Genomic DNA, 26,145 nt, shown 5'->3' on the forward strand with positions numbered 1-26,145 from the left:
CGGTCGCGTCGCGGATCCCGGACGCGCCTGGCCCCGGGAGGGCGCGTCAGTCCGTCGCGGCGTGCCGTCCGCCCGACCGCAGGTGGTCCCTGCGGGCGTTGTTGTAGATCCGCAGGAGATGCTTGGCGACGGCACAGGCCGCGCCGTCGGCATGGCACTGGCGGCAGGTCCGCACGTGCTGCTCATAGGTGAGGCGCGCGTTTTCCAACGCGTCGTTGAGAGAAGACATGGACATCTCCGGGCAGGGCGCGCTCTGTGACCGCACCAAGTTGACTGACTGGTAACCCGGAACCAAGGTGATCATATTACTGGCGGTACTGGGAAACGCGTCCGGACGGTCATCGCTGCGCGGTGGTGTTCGCGCCGTCGAGCGCCTCCCGGATGATGTCCGCGTGCCCGGCATGCTGGGCCGTCTCGCGGATCAGGTGCAGCAGGATGCGCCGGGCGGACCAGTGGACGGTCTCGGGCGGCGACCAGGGAGTTCTGGGCAGTGGCACGGTCCGGTCCAGGCCGGGAAGAGCCGCGACGGCCTCCTCGAGCGCGCGGGTGCCTGCCGCGTACTCCGCCAGCAGCCCGGCGAGTGTCTCGCCGTTCGCCATCCCGTACTGGCCGAGGTCGAGCATGCCCTCCGGCAGCTCCCCGTCACCCTTCGCCATGATCTGCGCCCACACCCGCTCACCACGCGCCAGGTGCTTGACGATCCCGCCCAGCGTCAGCTCGCTCACCGTGGTCCGGCGGGCGGCCTCGGCATCGGTCAGCCGGCGCACGGTGATCAGCAGCAACTCCCGCTGTTCGGCCAGGGCTTGCAAGAGCTCGGCGCGCTCGCCGGACGACGGGGACTCGCGGTTCTCCGAAGAAGTGACCATGGCCCGACCGTAGACGGCAATGAGGTCAGATCCTGTCCGCTGTGCTCGCGAGGGAGCTGTTTTTACCGTCCACCTGATCGATCACCCGGCCGAGCGGAAGCGCTTCTGGTGCCGGTCAGCGGCCGGAGTGCTTCAGCAGTGCGCGTGCGTGGTTCATGAAGGCGGCCAGGCCCACCTCGAAGGCGCGGTCGGCCCGTCCCTCGCCCACGGCGGCGAGGGCCTCCGCGAGACGCGGGGTGGGCGTATGGTCCGTCAGCTCCCACATCGTCTCCGGCGCGGCGAGGTCGAGGGCGGAGCCCAGCACCAGGTTCTCCAGGGCGATGATCAGCGGCATGATCTCGGCCCGGTCGAAACCGGCGTCGAGCAGCAGACCCACCGCACGCTCGTACTGCTCCAGCACCCGCGGTGCGCGCACCGGCGAGGTCGTGAGCAGCGGGATCGTCCGGGGGTGGGCGGCGAACGCGGCCCGGTAGGAGCGGGCCCAGGCCTCGACGGCCGTGTCCCACGGGGTCAGCTCGAGGGTGGCGGTGTCGATCGCCGAGGCGACACGCTCCCGCAGCAGTTCCACTATGCCGTCGCGGCCGTCCACATGGTGGTACACCGAACCGGTCTGGGCACCGAGCCGCCGGGCGATCTGCGGGACGCTGAAGTCGCCGGTCTCGTCGATCAGACGCAGCGCGGTGGTGGTGATGCGCTCGCGGTCGAGGAGCGGTGTGCGCGGCCGTCCCATGGTCAGCGTTCTCCCTGAGGTCTTCCCGGATGCCCAACGGCAGGTTACATTGCGAAAACCGAAAGCCTTTAGGTTTACGGCTCCGGGCGCTCGCCATCCCTCACGGGTGCCCGGAGACGCCGGCCCGGTCGGCCCACCCGCCCCGGCCCGCCGACGCCCGCGAACCCGGCTGCCCCCACCACCGTGACCCCTCCACCTCCGCCGCCAGAAGGGCGCCCCGTATGTCCGTGTCCTCCGCGTCCTCCTCCGAGCCACCCGAGCAGCGAGCGCCGTCGGGCGCCGTCACCCTCCGGTCCGGTTCCCTCGGCACCGCCGACATCGCCTTCTTCGTCGTCTCCGCCGCCGCTCCGCTGACCGTCATGGCCGGGGTCGCACCGCTCGCGATCCTGCTGGGCGGCATCGGCGCGCCCGTCGGCTACCTCCTCGCCGGACTGACCCTCGCCGTCTTCGCCGTCGGCTTCACCACCATGAGCCGCCATGTGACCAGCGGCGGCGCCTTCTACGCCTACATCACCCGCGGCCTCGGCCGCCCGGTCGGCATCGGCGCCGCCCTGCTCGCGCTGATCGGCTACAACGGCATGGAGATCGGCGTCTACGGTCTGCTCGCCACCACCACCCGCGACACCCTGCACACCCTGTTCGGCGCCGACGTGCCATGGCTGCCCGTCTCCCTGGCCGGCCTGCTGCTGATCGGCTACGGCGGCTACCACTCGATCGACTTCGGCGCCAGGGTCCTCGGCGTCCTGCTCGTCTGCGAGACCGGGATACTGGTGCTGCTCGCGGGCGGGGTGCTGGTGAAGGGCGGCGCGCACGGGCTGTCCCTGACCTCCCTGGCACCGGCCCATGTGCTCGTGCCCGGCATGGCGGCCGTCCTCGCCTTCGCCTTCGCCGCGTTCACCGGCTTCGAGTCGACCGTGATCTACCGCCGGGAGGCCCGCGACCCCGGGCGCACGGTCCCGCGCGCCACCTATCTGGCCGTGGGGTTCCTCGGCCTGTTCTACGCGTTCGTCGTCTGGATCGCCGTCCAGGCCTTCGGCGACGACCAGGTGGTGCGTGCGGCAGGCAAGGACCCGGCGGGCCTGTTCTTCACGGCGATCAGCACCTACGTGGGCGGCTGGGCCGCCGACCTGATGCACGTCTTCATCGTCACCAGCGTCATCGCCTCCCTGCTCGCCTTCCACAACGCCATCAACCGCTATGCCCTCGCTCTCGCCGAGGAGGGTGTGCTGCCCCGCCCGCTCGGCCGGATCCACCCGCGCCACCGCTCCCCGTACGTCGCCGGCCTCGCCCAGACCGTCCTCGGCGCCGTGGTCGTGCCGGCCTTCTGGGCCGCGCACGCCGACCCGTACCAGCAGCTGCTGCTGTGGGTGAACACCCCGGGAATGATCGGTCTGTTGCTGCTGCAACTGCTCGCCGCGATCGCCGTGCCGTGCTACTTCCGGCGGGTGCGCCACACCGAGGGAGCCGTGCGCACACTGGTGGCGCCGGTGCTGGCCACCGTTCTGCTGGCGACGGCGATCGCGCTGGTCGTGACCCACATCGACCTGTTCACCGGCGCGTCCGCGCCCGTGAACGTCCTGCTCGTCGCCGTGGCACCGGCCGTCTTCCTGCTCGGCCTGCCCCTGGCCTGGTGGCTGCGCCGCTCCCGCCCGGAGGTCTACGCCCGGTTCGCCACGGAACCCGGTGGGAGCACCGGAACCGACGAGCGCACCGGTCCCGCCGCGGACACCGGTCCCGGCGAGGACACTGTCCCGGCCGCGGTCACCGCACCCGCCGAGTGACCCGAACACCCCCTCACCGCACAGGAGTTACCCCCATGCGTGCTGCCGACCTCATCCTCGCCGGCGCCCAGGTCCGCACCCTCGACCCCGCCCACCCCGCCGCCTCCGCCGTCGCCGTGCACGACGGGGTGATCACGGCGGTCGGCGAGGCGGACGACGTACCAGGCTGGCGCGGCCCCGGCACCGAGGTCGTCGACCTGCACGGCGCGCACCTCGTGCCCGGCCTGGTCGACGCGCACAGCCATCCGGTGTGGGGGCTGGACATGGCGACGGGCACGGACCTGTCGGGCGTCACCGACCTGGCCGGACTGCGCGCGGCGCTCGCCGGTGCCGAGCGGACCGACGGCTGGGTCGTCGGCCACGGTCTGGACCACAACGCGTTCGAGGGCCGCCCCATCCACCACGAGCTGGTGGCGGAGGTGCTCGGCGACACCCCGGCCTTCCTGCGTCTGTACGACGGCCACTCCGCCCTCGTCAGCGCCGCCGCGCTGGCCGCCGCCGGGGTGACCGGCCCGCGCGCCTTCGCCCAGCACGCGGAGGTGGTGTGCGACGCCTCGGGCCGGCCCACCGGTCACCTCGTCGAGCACGCCGCGATGGACCTGGTCGCGGACCTCGTACCCAGGCCGTCGTACACCGAACGGCGGGCCCGGCTCCTGGAGTTGCTGTCCGCCATGGCCGCGACGGGGCTCACCGGGGCGCATGTGATGGACGGCGGCGACCTCGGCCTGGTGGCGGCGGTGGCCGAGGAGACGGTGCTGCCGGTACGGCTGCGGTTCGCGCCCTGGTGCATGCCGGGCGCCGACGGGGACGCGTTGCGGGAGCTGATCGAGCTGCAGGGCCGGGGCGGGCGGCACTGGCTGGTCGGCGGGGTCAAGTTCTTCATGGACGGCACCGTCGAGGGCGGCACGGCCTGGCTGGAGCATCCCGACTGCCACGGTCAGGGCACCGCCGCGTTCTGGCCGGATCCGCACGCCTACGCCGGGGCCGTCCGCGCCCTGCACGCGGCCGGCGTCCGCACCGCCACCCATGCCATCGGGGACGCGGCCGTACGGCATGTCCTGGACACCGTCGCCTCCCTCGGGCCGAGCGGGCACGGCGCCCACCGGATCGAGCACGTCGAGACCGCCCCGGACGAACTCCTGCCCCGCTTCGCCGAGTTGGGGGTTGCGGCCTCCCTGCAGCCGCCGCACACCGGGTACACGCGCCACGACGGCACCGACGAGTGGTCCCGCCGGCTGGGCGGCGACCGGGCCGCCCGTGCCTGGCGGCTGCGCGACCTGCGGGATGCGGGAGCCACGCTCGCCCTCGGCTCGGACTGGCCCATCGCGCACTACGACGTCCGGGCCGTCCTGGCGACGGCCCGCCGGCCGAAGGGCGCCGCGGCCGGCCGGCCGGGCCTGACGCCGTTGCAGGCGCTGGAGGGCTGCACCAGCCACGCGGCGACGGCCGCCGGCGAGTCCGAGGCCGCCGGCCGTGTCGCGCCCGGCTACCGGGCCGACCTCACCGCGCTGGCCGTGGACCCCGTGCACGCGCCCGGCGACGAACTCGCCGAGGCTCCCGTGGCGTTGACGGTCACCGGCGGCCACGTGACGCACCGGGGCGCGTGACGTCGTCGACGCGCCGGGGCGTCCCCGGTAAGATCGTCGGCGGCATCGCGTGCCGGTCACCGGCTGGGTGAGGCATGGAGGCGCCAGGACATGCCCTGGAGGCATTCCTTGTCGGTCCAGTTCAACCACACCATCGTCCATTCCCGGGACAACCGGGAGTCCGCCGAGTTCTTCGCCGGACTGCTCGGTCTCGAGATCACCGCGGAATGGGGCCCGTTCGTCGCGGTCGCCCTCGCCAACGGAGTCACCCTGGACTTCGCCACGATCCCCGCGGAACACATCACACCCCAGCACTACGCCTTCCTGGTCTCCGAGGAGGAGTTCGACGCCGCGTACGCGCGGATCGTCGAGCGCGGCATCGAGCACTACGCGGACCCGCACCGGCGCCGGCCCGGCACCATCAACCACAACGACGGCGGCCGCGGCGTGTACTTCATGGACCCGGCGGGCCACGCCATGGAACTGATCACCGTCCCCTACGGCGGCTGGCCCTCGTAACCGGCGCGCCTCACCTGCCGAACCCCTCCTTCTTGACGAGGTCGAGGAAGCGCGGGGTGCCCTCGGTGGTGCGCACGTCGAGCACGGAGCGCACATGCCCCTCGGTGACGGCCTCGCGCACGAGCGCGTGCGCGAGGTCGGCCCGGGAGGTGAACCGCCCGGGCAGCCGGGCGGGGGCCAGCCGGTAGTCGCTGACCGGTCGTATCGAACAGGCCGGCGGGCCGCAGCACCGTCCAGTCGTGGCCGCTCGCGCGCACGATGTCCTCCATGCGGCGCATGTCGTCGTAGACCGTGCGCCCGACGACCCGCACGAAGAACGGCTCGAGCACGTTCCGGAAGAAGACGCCCTCCCCGGGTGCGGGCACGTCGAACAGGACGGTGGAGGTGACGCAGACCAGGCGCCGGACACCGTGCCGGGTCATGGCCCGGGTGATGTGGGTGAGGCCGGCCGAGTACACCGTGACCGGAGCACGGCCGTACGGGACGCCGAGCGCGGAGATCACCGCGTCGTGGCCGGGGACGACACGGTCGACCGCCGCCCCCTCCAGGACGTCGGCCTCCGCGACCTTCAGGCGGGGGTGGTCGGGCGGGAAGGCGTCGGGGTGACGGGTCACGGCGGTGACGGTGTGTCCGGCGGCGGTCGCCTGCTCGGTGACCTGCCGTCCGGTCGGCCCGTTCGCGCCGAAGACGACGAGTCGCATGGGCTGCTCCTTCGCTGCGTGGTGCTGCTGCCGTGGACCGAGAGGGCCGGGAGGGCCGCAGGTGTGACAGCGCGGGCGGAGGATGAGATCCACGACACACGCCCGTCCCCCGATGTCACACTCCGGGGTGCCCGGCCCCTCTGGGTGGGCAGACGTCGTGAGGAGATGCCATGCCCGACAACCGGACGCCCACGGGAGCGGACACCGCCACACAGGCGTTCCTCGACCACCGCGAGCTGCTGTTCGCGGTGGCGTACAACATGCTGGGCAGCGTCACCGACGCCGAGGACGTGCTGCAGGAGACCTGGCTGTCCTGGGCGGGGCGTGCGGGTACCGGGGACGCGGGGCAGGCGGCGGAGATCGAGCATCCGCGGGCCTATCTGGTGCGGATCACCGTGCGGCAGGCGCTCGCACGGCGGGCGCGGATCGCCCGGCGGCGCGAGACCTACGTCGGGCCGTGGCTGCCGGAGCCCCTGCCCACGGACGGGGCTCCCGGTCCGGCGGCCGGCGAGGACGCGTCCGAGGGCGCGGTGCGGGCCGAGTCGGTGTCGCTGGCCATGCTGGTCGTGCTGGAGACCCTGACCCCGCTGGAGCGGGCGGTGTTCGTCCTGCACGAGGTGTTCGGCTACGCACACACCGAGATCGCGGACATCCTCGGCCGCAGCCCCGCGGCCGTACGGCAGCTCGCGCACCGCGCCCGGTCCCATGTGCGCGCCCGGCGCCCCCGGTACCAGGCCCATCCCCGGGTCCGGCGGCAGGCGACGGAACGGTTCGTCGCCACCGCGCTCGGCGGGGACCTCGGTGCGCTGCTGGAGATCCTGGCGCCTGAGGCCACGCTGTGGACGGACGGTGGCGGCAAGGCACAGGCGGCACCGCGGCCGATCCGCGGCCGGGACAAGGTGGCACGGGCGCTGACCGGCTATGCCGCGCGTACGGCGGCGGGGCTGGAGTTCCAGCACCGGGACGTCAACGGCGACGCGGCCGTGGTGGTGTTCGAGGACGGCTCCCCGCACGCGGTGATGGTCATGGACCTCGACCCGGACGGCGAGCGGGTCCGCGAGGTGTACCTGGTCACGAACCCGGACAAGCTCTCGGCGCTGGAGCCGGGCGAGGCGCGTCCGAAGGTCTAGCGGCGCGCGCGAGCGGGACGCCGCCGGAAGCGGCGTCCCGCCGGGAGACCGTCGTGCGCCGGGTCGCGGCCATGGCGTCACGACGGTGCCGCCGAAGGTCACCACGAGGTGCCCGTCCGAGGCGAAGGACCAGCGGAGGGCCCCGGAGTACGAGGAGCAGCGGGAGCCGTTCGTACCGGTCCAGAGCTGGTCGGAGCTGTCGGAGTTGCCGACGGTCCTGTCGTTCGGGCCGCTGACGGCGAAGCGGCACGAGGTGTCGGTGCGGAACACCGAAGCCGTTCTTGTCGGCGATGGCGTGCCGCACGATGTGGTTGACCGCGATGTCGTCGCCGCCGAGCTTGTAGCCGTTGCGGTCGGAACTCTCGCTCTGGCCCGAGAAGTTCAGGACGCGCTTGGATGGTGACCGTGGAGGAGTAGGTGTACGTCCCGCCGCGCAGGTAGATCGTCCCGCCCGGTGTGATACGGCTGATGGCCGAGGTGAGTGTGGTCGGCGCCGACTGTGTGCCGGCCGCGTCGGCGGTGCCGCTCGGCGACACGTACTGCGCTCCCCGACCGCATGGATGCGCCATGCTCACATCAATGGCCGCGTACATGATTCCTATTCAGATGAATGAATACCGTCGGCCTACTCCCCCGGCGCGAGGAAGCGGGCCACGGTCCGAGCCGCCTCCGCGACCAGAGCGTCGTCCGCCGGCGCGTCCTGGGTGTTCCCGGCCGACAGGACGGTCAGCAGGACCGGCGTCTTCCGGGTCGTCCAGGCCACGCCGATGTCGTTCGCGGTCCCGTAGGCGCCGGTGCCGGTCTTGTCCGCCAGAACCCAGTCGTCCGGCAGTCCGGCGCGGAACCGCGCGGCACTGGTGGTGTTGCCCTTCAGCCAGGTCACGAGCCGTTCCCGGTCGGCGCCGGCCAGGGTCCGGCCCAGGGTCAGCCGCCCGAAGCTGCGGCCCAGGGCCTCGGGGGTCGTGGTGTCGCGCAGGTCGCCGGGGATGGCGGTGTTCAGGTCCGTCTCCCACCGGTCGAGCCGGCTCACCCGGTCGCCCAGCGACCGGAAGAAGCGGGTGAGCCCGGCGGGACCGCCGATCTCACGCAGCAGCAGATTGCCCGCCGCGTTGTCGCTGTACTGGATCGCCGCCGCGCACAGGTCCGCCACCGTCATGCCGGTGTCCAGGTGCTCCGCGGTGCGCGGCGAGTTCGACAGGATGTCGTGCGGCGGGTAGTGGATCACCTTGTCCAGCGGGGCGCAGCCGCCGTGGTCGCGCAGGACCGCCGCCGCGGCGAACGCCTTGAACGTCGAACACATCGCGAACCGCTCCCCCGCCCGGTGGGACACGGTCCGTCCGGTGCGCGCGTTGCGCGCGTACACGCCGAGCCGGGCGCCGTGCCGTCGCTCCAGCTCGGCCAGCTCGGCTTGCGCACCGGGCACTTCATCGTTCGGTGCCGCCGACGCGGTGGGCGCGGCGACGGCCGTCGCGGCCACGGCCGCCGTGGTGAGGGCGAGGCCCGCCCTGAACAGGCCGCGCCGGCCGAGCGAGTTGGAGTGGTCGGGGCTGGTCATGAGCACAGTCCTCCTGGTCGTCCGTCCGTGATCGGCTTCCCCGATCTTCGACGGGGACAGCGAAACAGCCGGACACCACTCATGTCCAAGAGTGAACTTTGAACGCCTCATGCCTTATTGATATGAGTGCAGGATGGATCTCCTCGCGCATCTCGAGGCCTATGTCGCGACGGCCGACGAAACGAGCTTCTCCCGGGCAGCGGACCGGCTCGGCATCGCCCAGCCGCTGCTCAGCCGCCGTGTCAAGACGCTGGAGGAACACTTCGGCGGCCTGCTGTTCGACCGTTCGCGGCGGCAGATCACGATCACCGAGCTGGGCGCGCTGCTCCTGCCGTACGCGCGTGACGTGCTGGACCGGGCCCAGCGGCTGCGGCAGGTGGCCGGTACGGCCGGGCGGGCACGGATGCGGGCCGTCGGTGTGCCCACGCACTGTGCCCCGGCGGCGCTGGCCCGCGCGATCCGCGCCGGCGCCGAGCGGGGGATCAGCCTCGGCATGCGCGAACTGCCGCCCCTGGAACGGGTTTCCGGGCTGGCCGACGGCTCGCTCTCCTACGCGCTCGTGCGGGTTCCGCCGGAGCGGGGCGCGTTCCGGGTGCCGCTGGGCCTGACGTCGGCGCCGGAGCCGGAGGCGCCGGATGGAGGGCGGGGCCCGGAGTACGGCGGCGTGCCGCGGGCTGTCCATCTGGAGGACCTGCGGCCGCGCCGCGGTCGTGGCGCCGAACGAGCCGCTCCCCTGCCGGTGCTGACCCTGCCGGAGGATCAGGTGCCCTCCTGTGAGGACCGGCTGGAGCGCGCCGCGGCCCGGGCCGGGCTGCCACCGGGCCGGTTCCGGCCAGCCGGGTCCGCGGCCACCGCACTCGCCGAGACGCTGGCCGGGCGGGCGCTGCTGCTGTGCGCCGAGCCCCTGGCCCGGCGGCACGGGGCACGCTGGGCGCCGCTGGGCGACCGGTCACTGCACCGGGGATACGACGTGGGCGGCGCCCAGGGCCGCAACGGCTCGGCGGATGTGCCGGACTGGCTGGTCCCCCTGCTGGCGTCGGCCGCAGGGGCTGCCACCCGTGGATCCGGCGCGGCTCCCTCCGGGACCGGCGCCGAGGACGCATCGGCGCGGCTGGCGGCCCGCGGATGAGCGCGGCACCGGTGCGCCCCCCGGTGTACGTCGCGGACGGCGGCGCCCTCCTGAGCGTGGCCGAGGCGATCGCCGCGGACTGGGCCGCCCTCGGCGTGCGCGGTTCCTTCCTCGCCCGGCACCTCGGCACCGGCGAACAACTGGGCTTCGACATCGATGAGTTGATGCCGCTGGCGTCGGTGGTGAAGGTCCCGGTGGCCCTCGTCGTACTGGACCGGATCGCGGCCGGGAAGCTCGATCCGGCGCACCCGGTGACGGTCGATCCGGCCCGGAGCAGCGTCGGTCCCACCGGGCTCGCGGCGTTCCGGCACCCGGCGAGCGTGGCCGTCGGTGACCTGCTGCTGCTCATGCTGTCGGTGAGCGACAACGCCGCGGCGGACACCCTGCTCGACCTGGTGCCGGCGGCGGACGTGGACGAGCGGCTGCGCGCTTGGGGGTGCGGGGAGATCCGGATGCGGCACTGTTTGAACCACCTGTACGAGTGCGCCGCCGGTGCCGCCGGCCACGACTTCTCCCTCGCGCTGGAACTGGCCCTCCGGGACGAGCGGGCCGGCCGGCACACCATCGAGACCCTGGACCCGGCCTACGCCAACGCCGGGTCGGCCGCGGCGCTCGTCGAACTGCTGCGGCGGGTGTGGTGCGACGAGATCTCCACGCCGACGGCGACGGCGGAGCTGCGGCGGCTGATGGGCCTGCAGGTCTTCACGCACCGGCTGGGGAGCGAACTGCGGGCGGACTCGCTGCGGTGGAGCGGCAAGACGGGCACGTTTCTGCACCTGCGGCACGAGATCGGGGTGGTCGAGGCGGAGTCGGGGGACCGGGTGGCCATGGCGGCGCTCACCCGTGCCGGGCGCCGGGCGGGTCTCGCTCCGGATATCGACCTCGCGATCGGGGTTGCAGGCAGGAACGCCTTCGAGGCACTGCGCCGGTGAGGGAACGGCCGTTTCGTCTCAGCGCCGTTGGGCTTGTGGCCGGTGGGTGTCTGCAGGTGCGATGTGGCGGGTCGCGCGGTTCCCGGCGCCCCTTCGGGGGCACTCATGGCGCAGCAGGCGTTGTTCTCACCACCGGCGGAGAGAGTGCCGGGCGGCCCGGGGCGGCGGCGTGGATCGCCGTGCGTCGCCGCCGCCCGGCCGGGGAGGTACGAGCCCCGCGGCAGGCGGACGGCGGCACCGAGATGTCACCGGAGCCGGCCGCCCGCCGCTCACGTGCCGGTCAGGCCGGCTTCACCGCCGAGACCGCGGTCGCGGTGACGGTGTTGTCGCACTCGGCGAACTCGCCGTCCGACAGGGCGACTTGGTGCGCACCCGAACCGGACAGGCCGACCACGAGCGTCGGGTAGACGGCGGGCTTGGCGCCGGAGACGCAGTAGCCGTCGCCCTCGCCCTCGACCTGGACGAAGGTCAGCTTCACCCAGGCCGTGCCGCCCGGCGCGAGGCGCACCGGGGAGGCGATGCCCGTGGGGATCACCTTCAGGGGTCTGTTGTGTGCGGGGGAACCGTTGCCCGCACCGGCCACCGACGGGTGACCCCGCAGCACGCAGGCGTGTCCGGAGACGTTGGTGAACTTGATGAGCGCCGTGCCGGTGCCGGTGCCGACCCGGTGGTCGGGCCCCTGCTGGGCCGTCGCCTGCACGGCCGACACCGGACATGCCGACGCCGTGCCGGCCGAGGTGACGGACGCCGGAGAGACCGCGGCGCTCGGGGCGGTCGAGGTGCCGCCGGAGGATCCCGAGCTGGACGGCGGCGTGGCCGTGGGGTTCGCGGTGGTGGAGGCAGTGGCGGCGGCCGCGGTCGGGGAGGACGTCTTGGCGGCCCCGTCGCCGTCTCCCGACTGGCACGCCGTCAGCGACAGCGCGGCGGCGATCACGGCAGTCGCCGATGCGGCGAGGCGAGTGGTGTTGCGGTGGTGCATGAGGTCCCCCGATTCCGGTGGTCTGACCGGCTCCCTGCCGGTGCTCGCGGAGGGAGACAGAGCCGGGCGACCGAGGGTTTCCGCTGTAGATCATCTGTGACGGTTGTGGATCCCCTGTGACCTTTCGGTGACAGAGGTCCGGCCCCGCTCGGACGACGAGGGCGTCCGGCCCGACCCGTGCGGGCCGGGCCGGACGCCCCCCAGCCTTGGCTCAGACCAGGTCGAACCGGTCCAGGTTCATGACCTTGTCCCACGCGGCGACGAAGTCCTTCACGAACTTCTCCTTCGCGTCGTCGCCGGCGTACACCTCGGCGAGGGCGCGCAGCTCGGAGTTGGAACCGAAGACCAGGTCGGCACGGCTGCCGGCCCACTTCAGCTCGCCCGTGACGGCGTCACGGCCCTCGAACGTGGTCTGGTCCTCGGAGGTCGACTTCCAGGTCGTGCCCATGTCGAGCAGGTTGACGAAGAAGTCGTTGGTGAGGACGCCGGGCGTCTTGGTCAGGACGCCGAGCTGCGACTGCTGGTGGTTTGCACCGAGGACCCGCAGACCGCCGACGAGCACCGTCATCTCGGGGGCGCTCAGGGTCAGCAGGTTCGCCTTGTCGACCAGCAGGTACTCGGCCGGGAGGCGGTTGCCCTTGCCGAGGTAGTTGCGGAAGCCGTCCGCGGTCGGCTCCAGCGCCTCGAAGGACTCGGCGTCGGTGTGCTCCTCGGTCGCGTCCACGCGGCCCGGGGTGAAGGGCACCTGCACCTCGAAGCCGCCCTCCTTGGCGGCCTTCTCGACCGCTGCGACACCGCCGAGGACGATGAGGTCGGCCAGGGAGACCTTCTTGGCGCCGGAGGAGGCGTTGAACTCCTGCTGGACGCCCTCGAGGATGCGCAGCGCCTGGGCCAGCTCGTCGGGCTCGTTGACCTCCCAGCCGCGCTGCGGCTGCAGACGGATCCGGGCGCCGTTGGCACCGCCGCGCTTGTCGCTGCCGCGGAAGGTGGAGGCGGATGCCCAGGCGGTGGTGACCAGCTGGGACACGGAGAGGCCCGAGTCGAGCAGCTTGGTCTTCAGGGCCGCGATGTCGGCGTCGTCGATCAGCTCGCCCTCGCGCTCCGGCAGCGGGTCCTGCCAGATCAGGGTCTCCTCCGGGACCTCCGGGCCGAGGTACCGCGCCTTCGGGCCCATGTCACGGTGGGTGAGCTTGTACCAGGCGCGGGCGAAGGCGTCCGCGAACTCCTCCGGGTGCTCGTAGAACCGGCGCGAGATCGGCCCGTAGATCGGGTCGAAGCGCAGCGACAGGTCAGTGGTGAGCATGCCCGGCGCGATCTGCTTCGAGGCGTCGTGGGCGTGCGGGACGGTGCCCTCGCCCGCGCCGTCCTTCGGCCGCCACTGCTTGGCCCCGGCCGGGGACTCGGTCAGCTCCCACTCGTATTCGAACAGGATCCGGAAGAAATTGTTGCTCCACTGGGTGGGCGTGTTGGTCCAGGTGACCTCGAGGCCGGAGCCGATGGCGTCCGCGCCCTTGCCGGTGCCGAAGGTGCTCTTCCAGCCGAGGCCCTGCTCCTCCAGGCCGGCGGCCTCGGGGTCGAGGCCGACCGCGTCGGCGGGGCCGGCGCCGTGGGTCTTGCCGAAGGTGTGGCCACCCGCGATGAGGGCGACGGTCTCCTCGTCGTTCATGGCCATGCGGCGGAACGTCTCACGGATGTCGCGGGCCGCGGCCAGCGGGTCCGGGTTGCCGTTGGGGCCCTCGGGGTTGACGTAGATGAGGCCCATCTGGACGGCGCCGAGCGGGTTCTCCAGCTCGCGGTCGCCGGTGTAGCGCCTGTCGTCCAGCCAGGTGGTCTCGGGACCCCAGTAGACGTCCTCCTCCGCCTCCCAGACGTCCGCGCGGCCGCCGCCGAAGCCGAAGGTGTCGAAGCCCATGGACTCCAGCGCCACGTTGCCGGCGAGGATCATCAGGTCGGCCCAGGAGATCTTCTGACCGTACTTCTTCTTCACCGGCCACAGCAGCCGGCGGGCCTTGTCCAGGTTGACGTTGTCGGGCCAGCTGTTGAGCGGGGCGAAACGCTGCTGGCCGGAGCCGGCGCCGCCGCGGCCGTCGCTGATGCGGTAGGTGCCGGCGCTGTGCCAGGCCATACGGATGATCAGCGGGCCGTAGTGGCCGAAGTCGGCGGGCCACCAGTCCTGCGAGGTGGTCAGCACCTCGGCGATGTCCTGCTTCAGGGCCGGAAGGTCGAGGCTCTTGAAGGCCTCGGCGTAGTCGAAGTCCGCACCGAGCGGGTTCGTCGCGGGCGGGTTCTGGGCCAGGATCTTCAGGTTGAGCCGCTCCGGCCACCACTGGCGGTTGCCACCACCCTGGGTCGGGTGCAGGGCCCGGTCATGGGCGACGGGGCAGCCGCCGCCGGCTCCCTCCGCCTTCGCGTCTGTGACGATCGCGTCGTGGTTCTCAGTCATGGCAATCCTTCCGAACTGTGCGGAACTCGGTGCTCAGGAACTGCGGCCGGTGGAACAGTCGGGGCAGATACCCCAGTAGACGACCTCGGCCTCGTCGATGGCGAAGCCGCGGTCGTCGGATGCGGTCAGGCAGGGCGCGTCGCCGACCGCGCAGTCGACGTCGGCGACGGCACCGCACGACCGGCACACGATGTGGTGGTGGTTGTCCCCCACGCGTCCCTCGTACCGGGCCGGGTGACCGGCCGGCTCGATACGGCGGACGAGACCCGCCGCGGTGAGGGCGTGAAGGGCCTCGTAGACGGCTTGCAGGGAGATGTGGCCCACGCGGTTGCGCACCCCGGAGGCGAGCGCCTCGACGCCGAGGTGGTCGCCCGCCCGGACGGTCTCCAGCAGCGCGACGCGGGCTGCCGTCACGCGCAGACCGGCACCGCGGAGTTCCTCGGCGGTGGTCGGGGTCGGGGAGGCGGTCATGAGGTCGAACCTACCCTCATAAACACGAGTGATTCAAGAAAACGATCGATGCAATTTTGGTTGCGCCCGGCCGGCCGGCGTCCGCCCGCGCGTCCGCCTCGACACCCGCCGGGCGTTTGCGCTCATGTTTGCCCTCGCATGGCTCCGCCCCAGGCTTCCGCGCGCCCGGTGGGCGAACCGCGACGGGCTCCGGCGGTACGGCGATCGGTCGCGGGGCGGGTCGGGGGGTGCGGGCGGGGGACGGATCGGGGGCATGCCCGCATCATGTGGCCCCGGACCGGCGGCGACGGCGCGGCAAGCCGGACGGTCCTCCGAACGGGTGAGCCGGGGCACCAGCGCCCACTGGGCCGACCGGCGGCCGGGCCGGGCGTGCCCTTGGCGGCGGCCGGAGCATCCCACCCCATCGGGGCAAGTCGTTACACAAGGCACATGAACGCCACAGAGTGAGAAACTCGGACCCCGTCACCGAGGTGGCCGTCGAGAGGGGCGCTGGTGGACCTGGACGCCGTCGCCGACGAGCTGTACGGGCTGCGGCCGGAGGAGTTCGTCGCCGCCCGTGACCGCCGCGCCCGGGAGGCCCGCAAGGCCGGTGATCAGGCCCTCGCCAAGGAAATCGGCGGGTTGCGGCGACCCAGTCTGTCCGCATGGGTGGGCAATCTGCTCGTGCGGCGGCAGCCCGAGGAGGTCCGGCCGCTGCTGGAACTCGGCGAGGAGCTGCGCCGGGCACACCGCGACCTGGACGGGCCGCAGCTGCGCAAGCTCGCCCGTCGGCAGAGCGAGGTGATCGGCGCGCTCGGCCAGCAGGCGCGGCGGCTGGCGGCGGAGGCCGGTCGGCCGGTGGGTGAGGGGGTCCAGCGAGAGGTCGAGGAGACCCTGCACGCCGTGCTCGCCGATCCGCAGGCCGCCCGGGAGTGGGCGGCGGGGCGGCTCGTGAAGCCGCTCAGCTCCACGTTCGGCTTTCTCGGTGCGGACGAGGGCGTCGTCGACCGCCGTCCTGCCGCCCCTGCGGCGGCCGGGACGAAAAAACGCGCCGAGGGCGAGGAGCCCGGCGGACGCGGAGCGGAGAGGAAGAGACAGAGGAAGCGGGGCGGGGCGGAGGAGCGCGAGGACGAACTGGCCCACCGGCGCCGTCTCAAGGAGGCCCGCGGAGCCTCCCGGGACGCGGAGCGGGACCTGCGTGCCCGCGAAGCGGAGGCCGAGGCCGCCGGGCGGGAGGTGGAGGAGGCCCGCGACCGGGTGGCCGAGGCCGAGGAGCGCGTGCGTGAGCTGCGCGCGCGGCTGCGCGACGCGGAGGAGGAGCAGCGGCGGTGGCGTGGCGACGAACAGGAGGCACGGGAGCGGGCCCGGCAGGCCGACCGCGCCGTACGGGAGGCCCGGCGCCACGCCGAGGCGACTACGGCCGAGGCCGAGCGGCTGGCCGGCACCCGGGCCGAGCGCGCGTCCCCGGTAGGAACGCGCCGGCGACGACCGGATGGCACCACGGCGGACCACTGACCCCATGACGGAGGCGAGGAGCCATGGCGAGACCCATCTGGACCGGTGTCCTGACCTTCGGGCTGGTCACCCTGCCCGTGGCGTTGTACACCGCCACCGAGGACCACACCGTGCACTTCCACCAGCTTCAGCGCGGCACCTCGGACCGGATCCGCAACAAGCGGGTCAACGAGCGCACCGGCAAGGAGGTCGACATCGACAAGATCGTCAAGGGCTACGAGATCGACGAGGGCGAGTACGTCGTCGTGGAGCCGGAGGAGCTGGAGGAGATCGCGCCCGGGCGGTCGAAGGTGATCGACCTGGCCGGGTTCGTCGATCTGCACCAGGTCGAGCCCGTGTACTTCGCCCGCACGTACTACGTGGGCCCGCGCGGCAAGGAGTACGTCAAGGTGTACGAACTGATGCGCTCGGCGCTGGACCGCTCGTACAAGGCGGGGATCGCCACGCTCACCATGCGCGGCAAGGAGTACCTGACCGCGTTGCGCGCGCAGCCGGGCGTCCTCGTCCTGCACACCCTGCACTGGGCCGACGAGGTGCGCGACCCCGCCGACACGGTGCCCGAACTGCCGCAGCGGCGCACGAAGAGCGGCAGCAAGGAGCTGCGGACGGCCGAGCAGCTGATCGACGCCCTCACGATCGACTGGGACCCCACCGACTATCACGACACCTACGAGGAACGCGTCAAGAAGCTCGTCGCCGCGAAGCGGAAGGGCGAGGAGGTCGTCGGCGCACCGGAGCCGCCGGAGGCGACCAATGTGATCGACCTGATGGATGTGCTCAGCCGGAGCGTCGAGCAGGGCCGGTCCAGGGGCCGCAAGGGCGGCGGAAAACCGCCGGCGGGCAAGAAGCGGGCCGCCGGAGAGAAGGAGGACCTGGGTTCCCTGTCGAGGGCGGAGCTGTACGAGCGGGCGAGCACCGCGGGCGTACCGGGCCGGTCGAAGATGACGCGGGATCAGCTCCTCAAGGCCCTTTCCGCGCAGGCTGCTTGACCGTCGGCGTCGACGGATTCAGGCAGGCGGCGGGCCACTTGTGCCCCGCACGACCAGCTTCGGGTCCAACTCGGCCTCTCTGGGCTCCAGTTCCGGGTTCTCGGGCCGCTGGACGGCGAAGCGGACGGCGTGTTCGGCCATCAGCCGGGCGTGCTGGCGTACGGTCGTGAGGCCGATGGGCATCGGATGGGAGAGGGAGAGACGGCTGTCGTCGTAGCCGACGACGGAGAGGTCCCGGGGCACCTCCACGCCACCCCGGGTCGGCGCCATCAGCAGCCCATGGCACTGCGGTCGTTTCCCGCGAGAACGGCCGTCGGCAGAGGCGTACCGGCGTCCCGTTCGGCGAGCAGGAGGCGGCCGGCCTCGATCCCGGACCGCTCGGTGTGATCGCCGGGGATCACGCGCAGCTCGGCCTCGAGCCCGTACCGGGGCATCGCGGCCCGGCGGCGCTCGGCGGAACCGGGGCCGCGTCCGCCGTCGATGTGCACGATCCGGCGGTGCCCGAGTTCCACCACTCCGGGCGCGCTTCTCCTGAACCTCGACCTGGACGCCGTCCTCGTGACGTCGTGGGGCCCGACCCACGCCGAGCACGTGCTGAACGCGATAGCCGCCGGAAAGCCGGTGTTCTGCGAGAAGCCGCTCGCCACCACCGCCGAGGACTGTCTGAAGATCGTCGAGGCGGAGCAGGCACACGGCCGCCGCCTGGCGCAGGTCGGCTTCATGCGCCGCTACGACGCCGGCTACCGGCAGCTGAAGCAGGTCATCGACTCCGGCCGCGTCGGCGAGCCGCTGATCGTGCACTGCGCCCACCGCAACCCGACCGTGCCGGAGTCGTACACCTCCGCGATGGCCGCCCTGGACACTGCGGTGCACGAGGTGGACGTACTGCGCCGGCTGCTGGACGACGAGATCGTCTCCGCCCAGGTGGTCACCCCGCCCGCCACGAGCAAGCGGTTCGCGCACCTGAAGGACCCGCAGATCTTGCTCTTCGAGACCGCCAAGGGCGTCCGCGTCGACCTGGAGGTCTTCGTCAACCGCCGGTAAGGCTACGACATCCGGTGCGAGGCGGTCGGCGAGGAGGGCCTGGTGCGGCTGCCGGATCCGGCCTCGGTCGCCGTGCGCACCGGGAGCCTGCACAGCACCGAGGTGCCAACGGACTGGGTGGGCCGTTTCGCGGACGCCTTCGACACCGAGTTCCGCGAGTGGATCGCGAACCTGGCCGCCGACCAGGGGCCCACCGGGCCGGGTCGTCGCCACGGACCTCGAGCCCCGCCCCGCGGTCTACGGAGGTGCCGCGTGAAGATCGCCCTCGGACCGTGCATGTTCCGCGCCCTGCCGATCGACGACATGGTGCGTACGGTGGCCGAACTCGGCTACGAGTACGTCGAGTTGTCCCCGCGTGCCGACTTCATGCCGTTCTTCCTGCACCCGCGGGCGGACGACGCGCGCATCGCGGAGCTGAAGAAGTCCCTGCGCACGCACGGAGTGCAGCTCTCCTCGGTGCTGCCGCTGTACAAGTGGTCCTCGCAGGACGAGACCGAGCGCCAGGCGGCCGTCCGCTACCGGAAGCGGGTGATCGAGATCACAGCGGACCTCGAATGCCCGCTGATGAACTCGGAGTTCAACGGCCGTCCCGAACGGGCGGCGGAGAGCGAGGCCGCGTTCTGGCGCTCGCTGGAGGAACTGCTGCCGGTGTTCGAGCGGGAGGTCATCGCGCTGAACCTGGAGGCGCACCCGGACGACTTCTGCGAGGAGAACACGCCCGCGGTCGACCTGGTCCGCGCGATCAACAAGCCCTGGGTGAACTACCTGTACTGCGCCCCGCATTCCTTCCACGTGTCGGGCTCGGATCCGACGGCGGACATCGCGGACTCCTTCAACCATAAGGGCTCCTCCGGCAACCCGCCCGTTACCACGGCCCGCGTTCACCAGCACCTGGACATCGGGCAGGGCGAGATCGACTGGGACGCGTTCTTCGGTACGCTGCGGGAGTTGAAGTTCGACGGCGTGGCCACGGCTTGTGTGTTCGCCCGGGAGGAGCGAGCCCGCGAGTCCTCGGTGTTCATGCTGGAGCGGATCACGAAGGAACTGGCCGCGCGCTGATCAAAGCGGTGCGTGGGGCGTCACTCGTACGGGTGCACCCGGTCCGGCTTTCCGTGGCATACGGATGCGTCCGTCGTTCGGCAGCGAGTGTGATGTTTGCCATGTGACGTGATGGACCAGGGGTGATCGGGCAAGGTACCCCTTCATGCCCCACGCCAACCCTCTGCGGCAGGTGATTCGATGACAACGGCGACGACCCGGACGTTCCGGACGACGCCGCCCACCCGTTCCGGCGACACGACCGCCAGGGACTCCCCAACCGCCGCCATGCCCTCACTGCCGTCCCTCACGGGACTGCGGTGGATGGCGGCAGTGCTGGTCTTCGGACTGCACGTGAACAACTTCGGCTATTTCGGTGGCACCGGCGGCCGCCTCGTGTCCTGGGGGTTCGGCGCCGGTGCCACCGGCGTGTCGTTCTTCTTCGTGCTGTCCGGCTTCGTGCTGACCTGGTCGGCGCGGCCCCATGACCGCGCGCTCGCCTTCTGGAGACGCCGCATCGCGCGCATCTACCCGGTGCACCTCGTCACCGCGGTCCTCGCCCTGGTCATGGCGTACACGCTGGAGAACCAGCCGATGCCGACGCCGAAGCAGGCGCTGTCCAATGCGCTGCTGCTCCACTCGTGGTGGCGCCCCTGGTGGCAGACGCTGAACCCGGTCAGCTGGTCCCTCGCCTGCGAGGCGTTCTTCTACGCCTCCTTCCCCCTGCTGTTCCTGCTGCTGCGCCGGCTGGGTGCGCGCTGTTCGGCCGCGCTCGGCGCTCTGTCGGTGGTGGCGGTCGTCGTCCTGGCCTGGGCGGACGCCCATCACTGGTGGACGTACGCGCTGTACTCGTTCCCGGCGGCGCGGCTGCCCGAGTTCGTCCTCGGCGCGGTCAGCGCGCGGCTGGTGCTGCTCGGCCGGTGGCGGGGTCCCGGTATGGAGGCCTCGCTCGCCCTGGCGATCATCGGCTACTTCCTCGTGCCGCAGGTCGCGCCCGGCTACTCCGCCACCATGTGCACCATCGCCGGGTTCACGCTGCTCATCCCGGCCGCGGCCGTGGCGGACATCCAGGGGCTGCCCTCGCTGTGGCGGCGCCGGCGGCTGGTTCGGCTCGGCGAGCTGTCGTTCGCCTTCTACATGATCCATCTGCTGGTGCTGCGGTCCGCCACGCAGTTGCTCGGGACGAAGCCGCACTTCGGTCTGCTGGCAGGGATCGCCGTCACCACGACCGCGTTCGCGGTGTCGCTCGGCCTGTCCTGGCTCCTGTACGAAGCGGTGGAGCGCCCGGCCAGACGCCTGCTGCTGCGCCGACGGCGCCCGGCCGCACAGCCGGATGCGGCAGAGAGCCCCCGCGAGCAACCGGCTGCGGCACGGGACTGAGCCGCTTCCCGGCCGGGGGAGACACACGCTCGGGCAAGCGGCCGAAAAACTGCCCTCGGCTCGATCGCGGAGGGCAGCGTGCAGGTGCGCCGTGGGGCACGGGAGGCCTGTCGGCCGTCCGCCGGGGGAGGATGCCCCCGCCTCCCCTCCCCCGTCGGCTCAGACGGCCGCCGGTGCCTTCCGGCCGTGCCCTGCCATCTGGTGTTCCGCCGCCCCCCTCCCTAGGTTCTGCTCATCGGAAGCATCGGGGAGCATCGAGAAAGGGGGGCGGATGGACCGGGACATCCGCACGGTGGAAGACGTGCTGCGACTCCTGGACGGGCTGTTCGCGCCGGAGGCCGACCGGTGGACGGAGGGCGGGGCCGCGTGGTGGGACGGTTTCTATACGGAACGGGACAGACCGGTGCCGTTCTTCGCGGCGAAGCCGGACGAGAACCTGGCGTCCTACCTGGAGCGCGGTCTGATCATGCCGGGACGGGCCCTCGACCTGGGCTGCGGCCCGGGCCGTAACGCGTTGTACCTCGCCGCGCGGGGCTTCGACGTGGACGCCGTCGATCTCTCGCCCGCCGCGATCGCCTGGGCCGAGGAACGCGCGCGGGAGGCCGGGGACACGAGGGGCGCCGTCCGGTTCCACTGCGGTGACGCCTTCGCTCTGACCACGGGCACCGAGCCGGCCCTGCACGGCCCGTACGACCTCGTCCACGACTCCGGCTGCTTCCACCACCTGCCACCGCACCGCCGCGTCAGCCACCTCGCGCTGCTGGATCGCGTCCTGGCGCCGGGCGGGCACTTCGCACTCACCTGCTTCGCCGCCGGCCGGATGGGCTCAGAACTCCCCGACGCGGCGTTCTACCGCGAGCCCGGCCTGCACGGCGGCCTCGCCTACACCCCCGAGTCACTGCGCCGGATCTTCTCCGGCCTGGAGGAGATCGAACTGCGCGCCATGCGGCAGCAGCCGGCCGACTCCGCGCTGTTCGGCGAGGAGTTCCTGTGGACGGCCCTGTTCCGCCGCACACGGTGACCCGGGGCGAGCGGGCCGCCGCGAAGCGGCGTTCTCCGACGCCTGCCTGGGCGCGGGCCGTCGAGCACCTTCGGGCGTACGGCCCGTACGCCGTCCAGGTCGACAAAACGCACAAATCCGGTGAAACCGGTGAAAGAGGTCGGCGCGGCTCCCGTACCGGGGTCCCCGGGCCGGGGCGTCCGAAACCGGGAATCGCGGCGGATTTCCGGTCGGGGTGAAGTCGGGCCGTCTCCCATCGCGTTGCCGGGATGGCAGGCCCGCCGGACGTGTCGTCCGGACCCGGGGACCGTCGAGCAGGGCCAAGTGCCCCCTGCCGAGGATGTCTTCGTCAGGAGGGCCGCCTTCTTGACCCGGCAGGCAGGCACCCGGCCGCCCGCACACGCCACCTTAGGCGCTGCCCCGGGCCCCCGCAGTCCGAAAGGGCGTGATCACGGGCGCACGGAGGCCGGTCAGGAGACCGTGGGGGCCGCTCAGGGGGCCGTGACACGCAGGCTCTCCAGCGACGGATCGGCCGCGTCGGCGATGAGGAAGCCGTGCGCCACTCCGCTGCGCAGGAAGTCCAGCACCTCCTCGGTGATCACCTCGCCGGGCGCCACGACGGGCACCCCGGGCGGATAGGGGCTGATCATCTCGGCGGAGATCCGGCCGGCGGCCCGCTCGGCCGGTACCTGTTCGGTGGGCCCGAAGAACGCCTCACGCGGCAGGACCGCCTGTTCCAGTTCCAGTGCCCTGGGCTCGGGCAGCCGGAAGGCGGGCCGCCGTTCGATCGAATTGGCGTTCTCGACCAGGGAGCGCATGGCGTCCAGCAGGACCTTCTCCGTCTCGTCGTCGTCGGCGTGGGTGATGGAGGCGCTGATCCGGCAGGTGTCCGAGCCGCCCAGGTCGACATGCCGGTGCGCCCGCAGCCATTCGGCCGCCTGCATGCCGCTGATGCCGAGGGCCCGGACGTCCATGACGATCTTCATCGGGTCGATCTCGGCCGCCAGGCCCTCCTCGATCACCTCGCCCCCCATGATCCGCAGTCCCGGCAGTGCCCGCAGCTCGGCCCGGATGCGCTCGGCCCGGTGGACGGCCGCCTCCAGCAGCTCGCGCCCCTGCTCGACCATCTGTCGCCGCCAGCCGTCCAGGGCGCCGTACACCAGCGAGGAGGCGCTGGTCGTGCCGAGCAGGTCCTCGCGCTGCTTGAGCACCTCGTGCGCCACCCTCTCGTGCTGCAGGTGGAAGACCGAGCTCTGCTCGATGGCGCCGCCCATCTTGTGCACGCTGGTCACGACCAGGTCGGCGTCGGCGTCCATGCCCCAGGCCGGGAGGTCCGGATGGAAGGGCAGATGGGCGCCCCAGGCCTCGTCCACGATGAGCGGTACGTCGTGGGCGTGGCAGGCGTCGGCGACGCCCCGGATGTCGGCGCAGGTGCCCCAGTCGGTGGGTGTGATCAGCAGCATGCCCTTGGCGTCGGGGTGCTCGCGCAGGCGGTCACGGACGTCCTCGGGCTCCGGCGGATGGGCGATGTGCCGCTCGGCGTCGAACTTCGGGTGGACCCAGACCGGCTCCACACCGTTGATGATCACCGCCGCGACGACCGACTTGTGCGCGTTGCGCGACAGCAGGAACTTCTCCCCGGGTCCCGCGACCGCGCACATCGCGGTCTTCACGGACAGGGAGCTGCCGCAGGTCGAGAAGAAGGCGTGCTCGGCGCCGACCGCGTCGGCCATCAGCTCCTGTGCCTGTGCCAGCACGCCCTGGGACTCCCGGCGGTCGTCCAGACCGTTGAGGTTCAGCACGTCCGAGCGGAAGACGTCGATGCCGAGGACGTCGGCGACCCGGGGGTCGGTGCCGCGGCCCTGCTTGTGCCCGGGCGGGCCGAACACCACGTCTCCGCGGCGCCGGAACTCCGTCAGGGCCTCGAGTACGGGTGCGCGCGAGTGATCCATGGTCCTCTCCTCAGCGGACAGGCGGCGTACGGCTCCGTCCGTACGGGCCGCACCGTCCGTGTTGCACTCGACGCACACCCGAAACCCTGACGGCTTGACTCGAGCCGTGGTTCGAGCCGGGCGAGCTTGGAGGCCGAACCCCTCAGAACCGCAGGCCGTGTCCGCGTGCCAGGACGAGATGCGGGTCGAAGCGCCGTTTGGCGGCGGCGAGGGCCGGCCGGCGACTGCCGTGGTGGGCCCGCCAGTCGGCGTCCGACATGGGCAGGGCGTTCACGGGATAGGCGACGGCACCACGAGAGCGGGCCATTTCGTACGCCGCGCGGTTGGCGGCCACCATCGCCGCGACCGTCTCGGGGCTGCCGGGCGGCGCCGTGCGCAACAGGGCGAGCAGATACAGGACTTCGCCGGAGGGGCGGCTGAAGAGGGGAGCCCGCAGCCGGCTGGAGAGCAGCGGGTACAGCAGAACCAGGCCGGTCTCGCGCAGGTCCCGGAAGGCGGGGTCGGCGAGCACGGCGCGGACGACGGACTCGACGCTGTCCTGTGGAAGCAGCAGATTGAGCCACGGGTGCGGATGCAGCCACTCCCCCGTCTCCCGCAGGACTTCTTCGTCGGTGTCCACGCGATGGGCGAACTCGCCGTATCCCAGGTCCTCGGTCTCCAGTGCGGCGGGATCGTGCCCGAGTCCGTCGAGGAGCGTGGCGTCGTCGGGCGGGCAGGGGCCGTCGTGCGGGGCCACGGCCTCGATCATGTACTGCCAGCCGTGCTCGCCGGCCGGCCGGGCCTGGCCCTCCAGATAGGTGAAGCGCTGCTCCTGGGCGAGCCGTCGCTGGTCGGCGAGGTAGCGGGTGAGGCCGGCGTAGTACAGGCAGTGGCGGCGGACCCGGGCGGGGGCCGGGACCAGGCGCAGCGTGGCGGTCACGATGACGGCGCACTGGCCGAGTCCGGCGAGCACGGCGTGGAACAGCTCGGGGTCCCGGTCCGGTGAGCAGACCCGGTGCTCTCCGGCCCCGGTCACCACCTCCAGCTCCAGGACCTGGTCCGCGACCAGGCCGTGCCGGTGGCCGGCCCCGCCGAGTCCGCCCGCCGACAGGACACCGCCGACGCCCGCGCCGAGGTAGTCGGTGAGGACGGGCGGGGTGCGGCCGTGCGGCAGCGTGGCGGCCAGCACCTCCCGCCACGACGCCCCCGCCTGGACGGTCACCCGGTCGTCCGCGACGGGGCCGACCCGGTTCATCGCCCGCAGGTCCAGCACGATCCCGCCGCCCGCCTGCCCCTGGCCGTACATCGAGTGACCGCCGCCGCGCACGCTCACCGGTAGGCCCCGGGGTCCGGCGAACTCCAGCAGGTCCTGGATCTCGGCGGCGGACCGTGGGCGCAGGACGCCGAGCGGAGTCTGCTGCACGATGTGCCCGAAGTCCTGCGCCGCCTCGCGCAGGGTCTCCGGGCGGGTGTCCAGGGCCTGTTCGAAGCGGGTGGCGAGGTCGGCGGCCAAGGTCATAGGGGCATCACACCAGACGGGCGGCACCTCCGTCGAGCAGGCGGGGCCCGCCACCCGGCGACGGAACACCGCCCGGTGCTCCGGCTAACTTCCCTTGGCCGCCTGGTCCTTGACGAGTTCCAGCAGTGCGGCATGGGTCTCCGCGTCGGCCGCCGCGACGAGACCGCCCGCGCCGCTGAGCGCGGGCTCGCCGTTCAGGCCGGTCACCGTGCAGCCGGCCGCCCGGCACAGCGCGATCCCCGCCGCGAAGTGCACGCTGTCACGCAGGTCGCCGTCGGTGACATAGGCGGCCCGGCGCCCGGCGGCCACCCACGCCACCGCGAGGGTGCTGGAGACGACCCGGGGCCGGAACCGTGCGGTGAAGCCCGGGGCGGCGAGCAGGCGCACCGCCTGGAAACCGGGGGCGTTGGGGAACGGGGGATCGAGGTTGACGTCCACCAGCGCGGACCCGGCCCAGGGCGTCAGCCGTTCGTCCGCGCCGTCCCTGCGGACCCAGGCCGCCGCGCCGTCGGTCCAGAACACCTCGCCGCTGAACGGGTCGGCGGTCGCGGCGGCCGTGACGTCGGGCCCCTGGCGCAGGGCGACGTTCACGCCGACGAGCATGTTCCGCACCGCGTAGTTGAGGGTGCCGCACAGCGGGTCGACGAGCCAGCGGCGGTGGGCGTCGGCGGCGCCGGAGCGTCCGCTCTCCTCGCCGGTCACGGCGTCGTCGGGGCGAGCGGCGCGCAGCACGTCCAGGATGGCCCGCTCGGCGGCGAGATCCGCCTCGGTCGCGAAGTCTCCGGCGGACTTGTCGTGGCGTTCGAGCCGGCTGCCGTAGAGGTCACGGACCACGGCGGCGCCCGCCTGGGCCGCGTCCACGGCCAGGCGGGCGTCGGAATCCCCGTTGATGATCGACATGGACGCAGGATAGCCGGGGGTTTCCCGA

Annotated in this window: 22 protein-coding genes and 3 pseudogenes; 12 read left to right on the forward strand and 13 right to left on the reverse strand. The window is 72.5% G+C overall.

From position 1 onward, the window contains the following. Window positions 1-46: 46 nt before the first annotated feature. The 3 genes from ACWDEN_RS04575 to ACWDEN_RS04585 all read right to left on the reverse strand — a co-directional run bounded on the left by ACWDEN_RS04575 (window position 47) and on the right by ACWDEN_RS04585 (window position 1,596). Window positions 47-229, reverse strand: a complete 183-nt coding sequence (locus ACWDEN_RS04575; RefSeq protein WP_351616599.1) for a hypothetical protein — start codon at window positions 227-229, stop codon at window positions 47-49. 109 nt (window positions 230-338) lie between these two features. Beyond that, window positions 339-866, reverse strand: a complete 528-nt coding sequence (locus ACWDEN_RS04580) for a DinB family protein (RefSeq protein ID WP_351616602.1) — start codon at window positions 864-866, stop codon at window positions 339-341. Between the two features lie 115 nt (window positions 867-981). Continuing rightward, complete coding sequence (locus ACWDEN_RS04585; protein WP_351616604.1) at window positions 982-1,596, reverse strand: TetR/AcrR family transcriptional regulator C-terminal domain-containing protein; 615 nt, start codon at window positions 1,594-1,596, stop codon at window positions 982-984. Between the two features lie 221 nt (window positions 1,597-1,817). Between ACWDEN_RS04585 and ACWDEN_RS04590 the strand changes: the two genes are divergently transcribed. The 3 genes from ACWDEN_RS04590 (at window position 1,818) to ACWDEN_RS04600 (ending at window position 5,482) form a co-directional block, all read left to right on the forward strand. Then, on the forward strand, window positions 1,818-3,377 hold the full coding sequence (locus tag ACWDEN_RS04590) for an APC family permease (protein WP_351616607.1): 1,560 nt from the start codon (window positions 1,818-1,820) through the stop codon (window positions 3,375-3,377). Between the two features lie 35 nt (window positions 3,378-3,412). Further along, window positions 3,413-4,984, forward strand: coding sequence for an amidohydrolase (locus ACWDEN_RS04595; RefSeq protein ID WP_351616610.1), 1,572 nt, complete (start codon window positions 3,413-3,415; stop codon window positions 4,982-4,984). Window positions 4,985-5,092: 108 nt separating this feature from the next. Further along, a complete protein-coding gene (locus ACWDEN_RS04600) occupies window positions 5,093-5,482 on the forward strand; it encodes a VOC family protein (protein WP_351616679.1) in 390 nt (129 codons plus the stop codon). Here the strand turns inward: ACWDEN_RS04600 and ACWDEN_RS04605 are convergent. Beyond that, the gene (locus ACWDEN_RS04605) at window positions 5,461-6,183 is read right to left on the reverse strand and encodes an NAD(P)-dependent oxidoreductase (RefSeq protein WP_450857191.1); all 723 of its coding nucleotides are present in this window, start codon (window positions 6,181-6,183) and stop codon (window positions 5,461-5,463) included. The genes ACWDEN_RS04600 and ACWDEN_RS04605 overlap by 22 nt on opposite strands. 170 nt (window positions 6,184-6,353) lie before the next feature. Between ACWDEN_RS04605 and sigJ the strand changes: the two genes are divergently transcribed. Beyond that, window positions 6,354-7,313: an RNA polymerase sigma factor SigJ gene (gene sigJ, locus ACWDEN_RS04610; RefSeq protein ID WP_351616616.1), complete on the forward strand. Its 960-nt coding sequence runs from the start codon at window positions 6,354-6,356 to the stop codon at window positions 7,311-7,313. 72 nt (window positions 7,314-7,385) lie between these two features. Here the strand turns inward: sigJ and ACWDEN_RS04615 are convergent. Both ACWDEN_RS04615 and bla read right to left on the reverse strand, forming a co-directional pair. Then, a pseudogene (locus ACWDEN_RS04615) lies at window positions 7,386-7,873 on the reverse strand (right-handed parallel beta-helix repeat-containing protein); the annotation flags it as partial. 65 nt (window positions 7,874-7,938) lie between these two features. Continuing rightward, window positions 7,939-8,868: a class A beta-lactamase gene (gene bla, locus ACWDEN_RS04620; RefSeq protein ID WP_351616618.1), complete on the reverse strand. Its 930-nt coding sequence runs from the start codon at window positions 8,866-8,868 to the stop codon at window positions 7,939-7,941. 133 nt (window positions 8,869-9,001) lie between these two features. On the opposite strand from bla, the gene ACWDEN_RS04625 reads away from it, so the two are divergent. Both ACWDEN_RS04625 and ACWDEN_RS04630 read left to right on the forward strand, forming a co-directional pair. Next, on the forward strand, window positions 9,002-9,997 hold the full coding sequence (locus ACWDEN_RS04625; RefSeq protein ID WP_351616621.1) for a LysR family transcriptional regulator: 996 nt from the start codon (window positions 9,002-9,004) through the stop codon (window positions 9,995-9,997). Beyond that, window positions 9,994-10,929: a serine hydrolase gene (locus ACWDEN_RS04630; RefSeq protein WP_351616624.1), complete on the forward strand. Its 936-nt coding sequence runs from the start codon at window positions 9,994-9,996 to the stop codon at window positions 10,927-10,929. Before ACWDEN_RS04625 ends, ACWDEN_RS04630 begins: the two co-directional genes overlap by 4 nt. 280 nt (window positions 10,930-11,209) lie before the next feature. Here ACWDEN_RS04630 and ACWDEN_RS04635 read toward each other — a convergent pair whose 3' ends face one another. From ACWDEN_RS04635 to ACWDEN_RS04645, 3 genes are all read right to left on the reverse strand, one after another. Beyond that, complete coding sequence (locus ACWDEN_RS04635) at window positions 11,210-11,908, reverse strand: DUF4232 domain-containing protein (RefSeq protein WP_351616627.1); 699 nt, start codon at window positions 11,906-11,908, stop codon at window positions 11,210-11,212. A gap of 211 nt (window positions 11,909-12,119) precedes the next feature. Continuing rightward, window positions 12,120-14,351 (reverse strand): catalase/peroxidase HPI, encoded by a 2,232-nt coding sequence (katG, locus tag ACWDEN_RS04640; RefSeq protein WP_351616630.1) that lies wholly within the window; start codon window positions 14,349-14,351, stop codon window positions 12,120-12,122. Window positions 14,352-14,384: 33 nt separating this feature from the next. Continuing rightward, on the reverse strand, window positions 14,385-14,822 hold the full coding sequence (locus ACWDEN_RS04645; RefSeq protein ID WP_351616632.1) for a Fur family transcriptional regulator: 438 nt from the start codon (window positions 14,820-14,822) through the stop codon (window positions 14,385-14,387). A 492-nt stretch (window positions 14,823-15,314) separates the two neighbouring features. Between ACWDEN_RS04645 and ACWDEN_RS04650 the strand changes: the two genes are divergently transcribed. Then, on the forward strand, window positions 15,315-16,316 hold the full coding sequence (locus ACWDEN_RS04650; RefSeq protein ID WP_351616635.1) for a hypothetical protein: 1,002 nt from the start codon (window positions 15,315-15,317) through the stop codon (window positions 16,314-16,316). A gap of 23 nt (window positions 16,317-16,339) precedes the next feature. Then, on the forward strand, window positions 16,340-17,305 hold the full coding sequence (gene ku / locus ACWDEN_RS04655) for a non-homologous end joining protein Ku (protein ID WP_351616637.1): 966 nt from the start codon (window positions 16,340-16,342) through the stop codon (window positions 17,303-17,305). Between the two features lie 18 nt (window positions 17,306-17,323). On the opposite strand, the pseudogene ACWDEN_RS04660 reads toward ku, so the two are convergent. After that, window positions 17,324-17,820: pseudogene (locus tag ACWDEN_RS04660) on the reverse strand (LacI family DNA-binding transcriptional regulator); the annotation flags it as partial. Between ACWDEN_RS04660 and ACWDEN_RS04665 the strand changes: the two are divergent. From ACWDEN_RS04665 to ACWDEN_RS04680, 4 genes and pseudogenes are all read left to right on the forward strand, one after another. Beyond that, window positions 17,702-18,605 (forward strand): annotated as a pseudogene (locus ACWDEN_RS04665) (Gfo/Idh/MocA family protein). The pseudogenes ACWDEN_RS04660 and ACWDEN_RS04665 overlap by 119 nt on opposite strands. Then, window positions 18,602-19,408: a sugar phosphate isomerase/epimerase family protein gene (locus ACWDEN_RS04670; protein ID WP_351616639.1), complete on the forward strand. Its 807-nt coding sequence runs from the start codon at window positions 18,602-18,604 to the stop codon at window positions 19,406-19,408. Before ACWDEN_RS04665 ends, ACWDEN_RS04670 begins: the two are co-directional and overlap by 4 nt. A 180-nt stretch (window positions 19,409-19,588) precedes the next feature. Further along, on the forward strand, window positions 19,589-20,767 hold the full coding sequence (locus ACWDEN_RS04675) for an acyltransferase family protein (protein WP_351616642.1): 1,179 nt from the start codon (window positions 19,589-19,591) through the stop codon (window positions 20,765-20,767). 271 nt (window positions 20,768-21,038) lie between these two features. After that, complete coding sequence (locus tag ACWDEN_RS04680) at window positions 21,039-21,788, forward strand: class I SAM-dependent methyltransferase (protein WP_351616644.1); 750 nt, start codon at window positions 21,039-21,041, stop codon at window positions 21,786-21,788. A 470-nt stretch (window positions 21,789-22,258) separates the two neighbouring features. On the opposite strand, the gene ACWDEN_RS04685 is transcribed toward ACWDEN_RS04680, so the two are convergent. From ACWDEN_RS04685 to ACWDEN_RS04695, 3 genes are all read right to left on the reverse strand, one after another. After that, window positions 22,259-23,719: an aminotransferase class I/II-fold pyridoxal phosphate-dependent enzyme gene (locus ACWDEN_RS04685; protein ID WP_351616646.1), complete on the reverse strand. Its 1,461-nt coding sequence runs from the start codon at window positions 23,717-23,719 to the stop codon at window positions 22,259-22,261. 142 nt (window positions 23,720-23,861) lie between these two features. Further along, the gene (locus ACWDEN_RS04690; RefSeq protein WP_351616649.1) at window positions 23,862-25,217 is read right to left on the reverse strand and encodes an FAD-binding protein; all 1,356 of its coding nucleotides are present in this window, start codon (window positions 25,215-25,217) and stop codon (window positions 23,862-23,864) included. Window positions 25,218-25,301: 84 nt separating this feature from the next. Then, complete coding sequence (locus ACWDEN_RS04695; RefSeq protein ID WP_351616652.1) at window positions 25,302-26,117, reverse strand: inositol monophosphatase family protein; 816 nt, start codon at window positions 26,115-26,117, stop codon at window positions 25,302-25,304. Window positions 26,118-26,145 lie beyond the last annotated feature (28 nt).

The organism is Streptomyces sp. NPDC001153, from assembly GCF_053598315.1.

Excerpts from the sequence above, each read along its gene's own strand:
- ACWDEN_RS04590 (WP_351616607.1), top strand. The coding sequence starts at position 1,818 with ATGTCCGTGTCCTCCGCGTCCTCCTCCGAGCCACCCGAGCAGCGAGCG.
- ACWDEN_RS04680 (WP_351616644.1), top strand. The coding sequence starts at position 21,039 with ATGGACCGGGACATCCGCACGGTGGAAGACGTGCTGCGACTCCTGGAC.
- ACWDEN_RS04690 (WP_351616649.1), bottom strand. The coding sequence starts at position 25,217 with ATGACCTTGGCCGCCGACCTCGCCACCCGCTTCGAACAGGCCCTGGAC.
- ACWDEN_RS04645 (WP_351616632.1), bottom strand. The coding sequence starts at position 14,822 with ATGACCGCCTCCCCGACCCCGACCACCGCCGAGGAACTCCGCGGTGCC.
- katG (WP_351616630.1), bottom strand. The coding sequence starts at position 14,351 with ATGACTGAGAACCACGACGCGATCGTCACAGACGCGAAGGCGGAGGGA.
- ACWDEN_RS04675 (WP_351616642.1), top strand. The coding sequence starts at position 19,589 with ATGACAACGGCGACGACCCGGACGTTCCGGACGACGCCGCCCACCCGT.
- ACWDEN_RS04635 (WP_351616627.1), bottom strand. The coding sequence starts at position 11,908 with ATGCACCACCGCAACACCACTCGCCTCGCCGCATCGGCGACTGCCGTG.
- ACWDEN_RS04595 (WP_351616610.1), top strand. The coding sequence starts at position 3,413 with ATGCGTGCTGCCGACCTCATCCTCGCCGGCGCCCAGGTCCGCACCCTC.
- ACWDEN_RS04585 (WP_351616604.1), bottom strand. The coding sequence starts at position 1,596 with ATGGGACGGCCGCGCACACCGCTCCTCGACCGCGAGCGCATCACCACC.
- bla (WP_351616618.1), bottom strand. The coding sequence starts at position 8,868 with ATGACCAGCCCCGACCACTCCAACTCGCTCGGCCGGCGCGGCCTGTTC.
- ACWDEN_RS04685 (WP_351616646.1), bottom strand. The coding sequence starts at position 23,719 with ATGGATCACTCGCGCGCACCCGTACTCGAGGCCCTGACGGAGTTCCGG.
- sigJ (WP_351616616.1), top strand. The coding sequence starts at position 6,354 with ATGCCCGACAACCGGACGCCCACGGGAGCGGACACCGCCACACAGGCG.
- ACWDEN_RS04580 (WP_351616602.1), bottom strand. The coding sequence starts at position 866 with ATGGTCACTTCTTCGGAGAACCGCGAGTCCCCGTCGTCCGGCGAGCGC.
- ACWDEN_RS04625 (WP_351616621.1), top strand. The coding sequence starts at position 9,002 with ATGGATCTCCTCGCGCATCTCGAGGCCTATGTCGCGACGGCCGACGAA.
- ACWDEN_RS04695 (WP_351616652.1), bottom strand. The coding sequence starts at position 26,117 with ATGTCGATCATCAACGGGGATTCCGACGCCCGCCTGGCCGTGGACGCG.
- ACWDEN_RS04605 (WP_450857191.1), bottom strand. The coding sequence starts at position 6,183 with ATGCGACTCGTCGTCTTCGGCGCGAACGGGCCGACCGGACGGCAGGTC.
- ku (WP_351616637.1), top strand. The coding sequence starts at position 16,340 with ATGGCGAGACCCATCTGGACCGGTGTCCTGACCTTCGGGCTGGTCACC.
- ACWDEN_RS04575 (WP_351616599.1), bottom strand. The coding sequence starts at position 229 with ATGTCTTCTCTCAACGACGCGTTGGAAAACGCGCGCCTCACCTATGAG.
- ACWDEN_RS04630 (WP_351616624.1), top strand. The coding sequence starts at position 9,994 with ATGAGCGCGGCACCGGTGCGCCCCCCGGTGTACGTCGCGGACGGCGGC.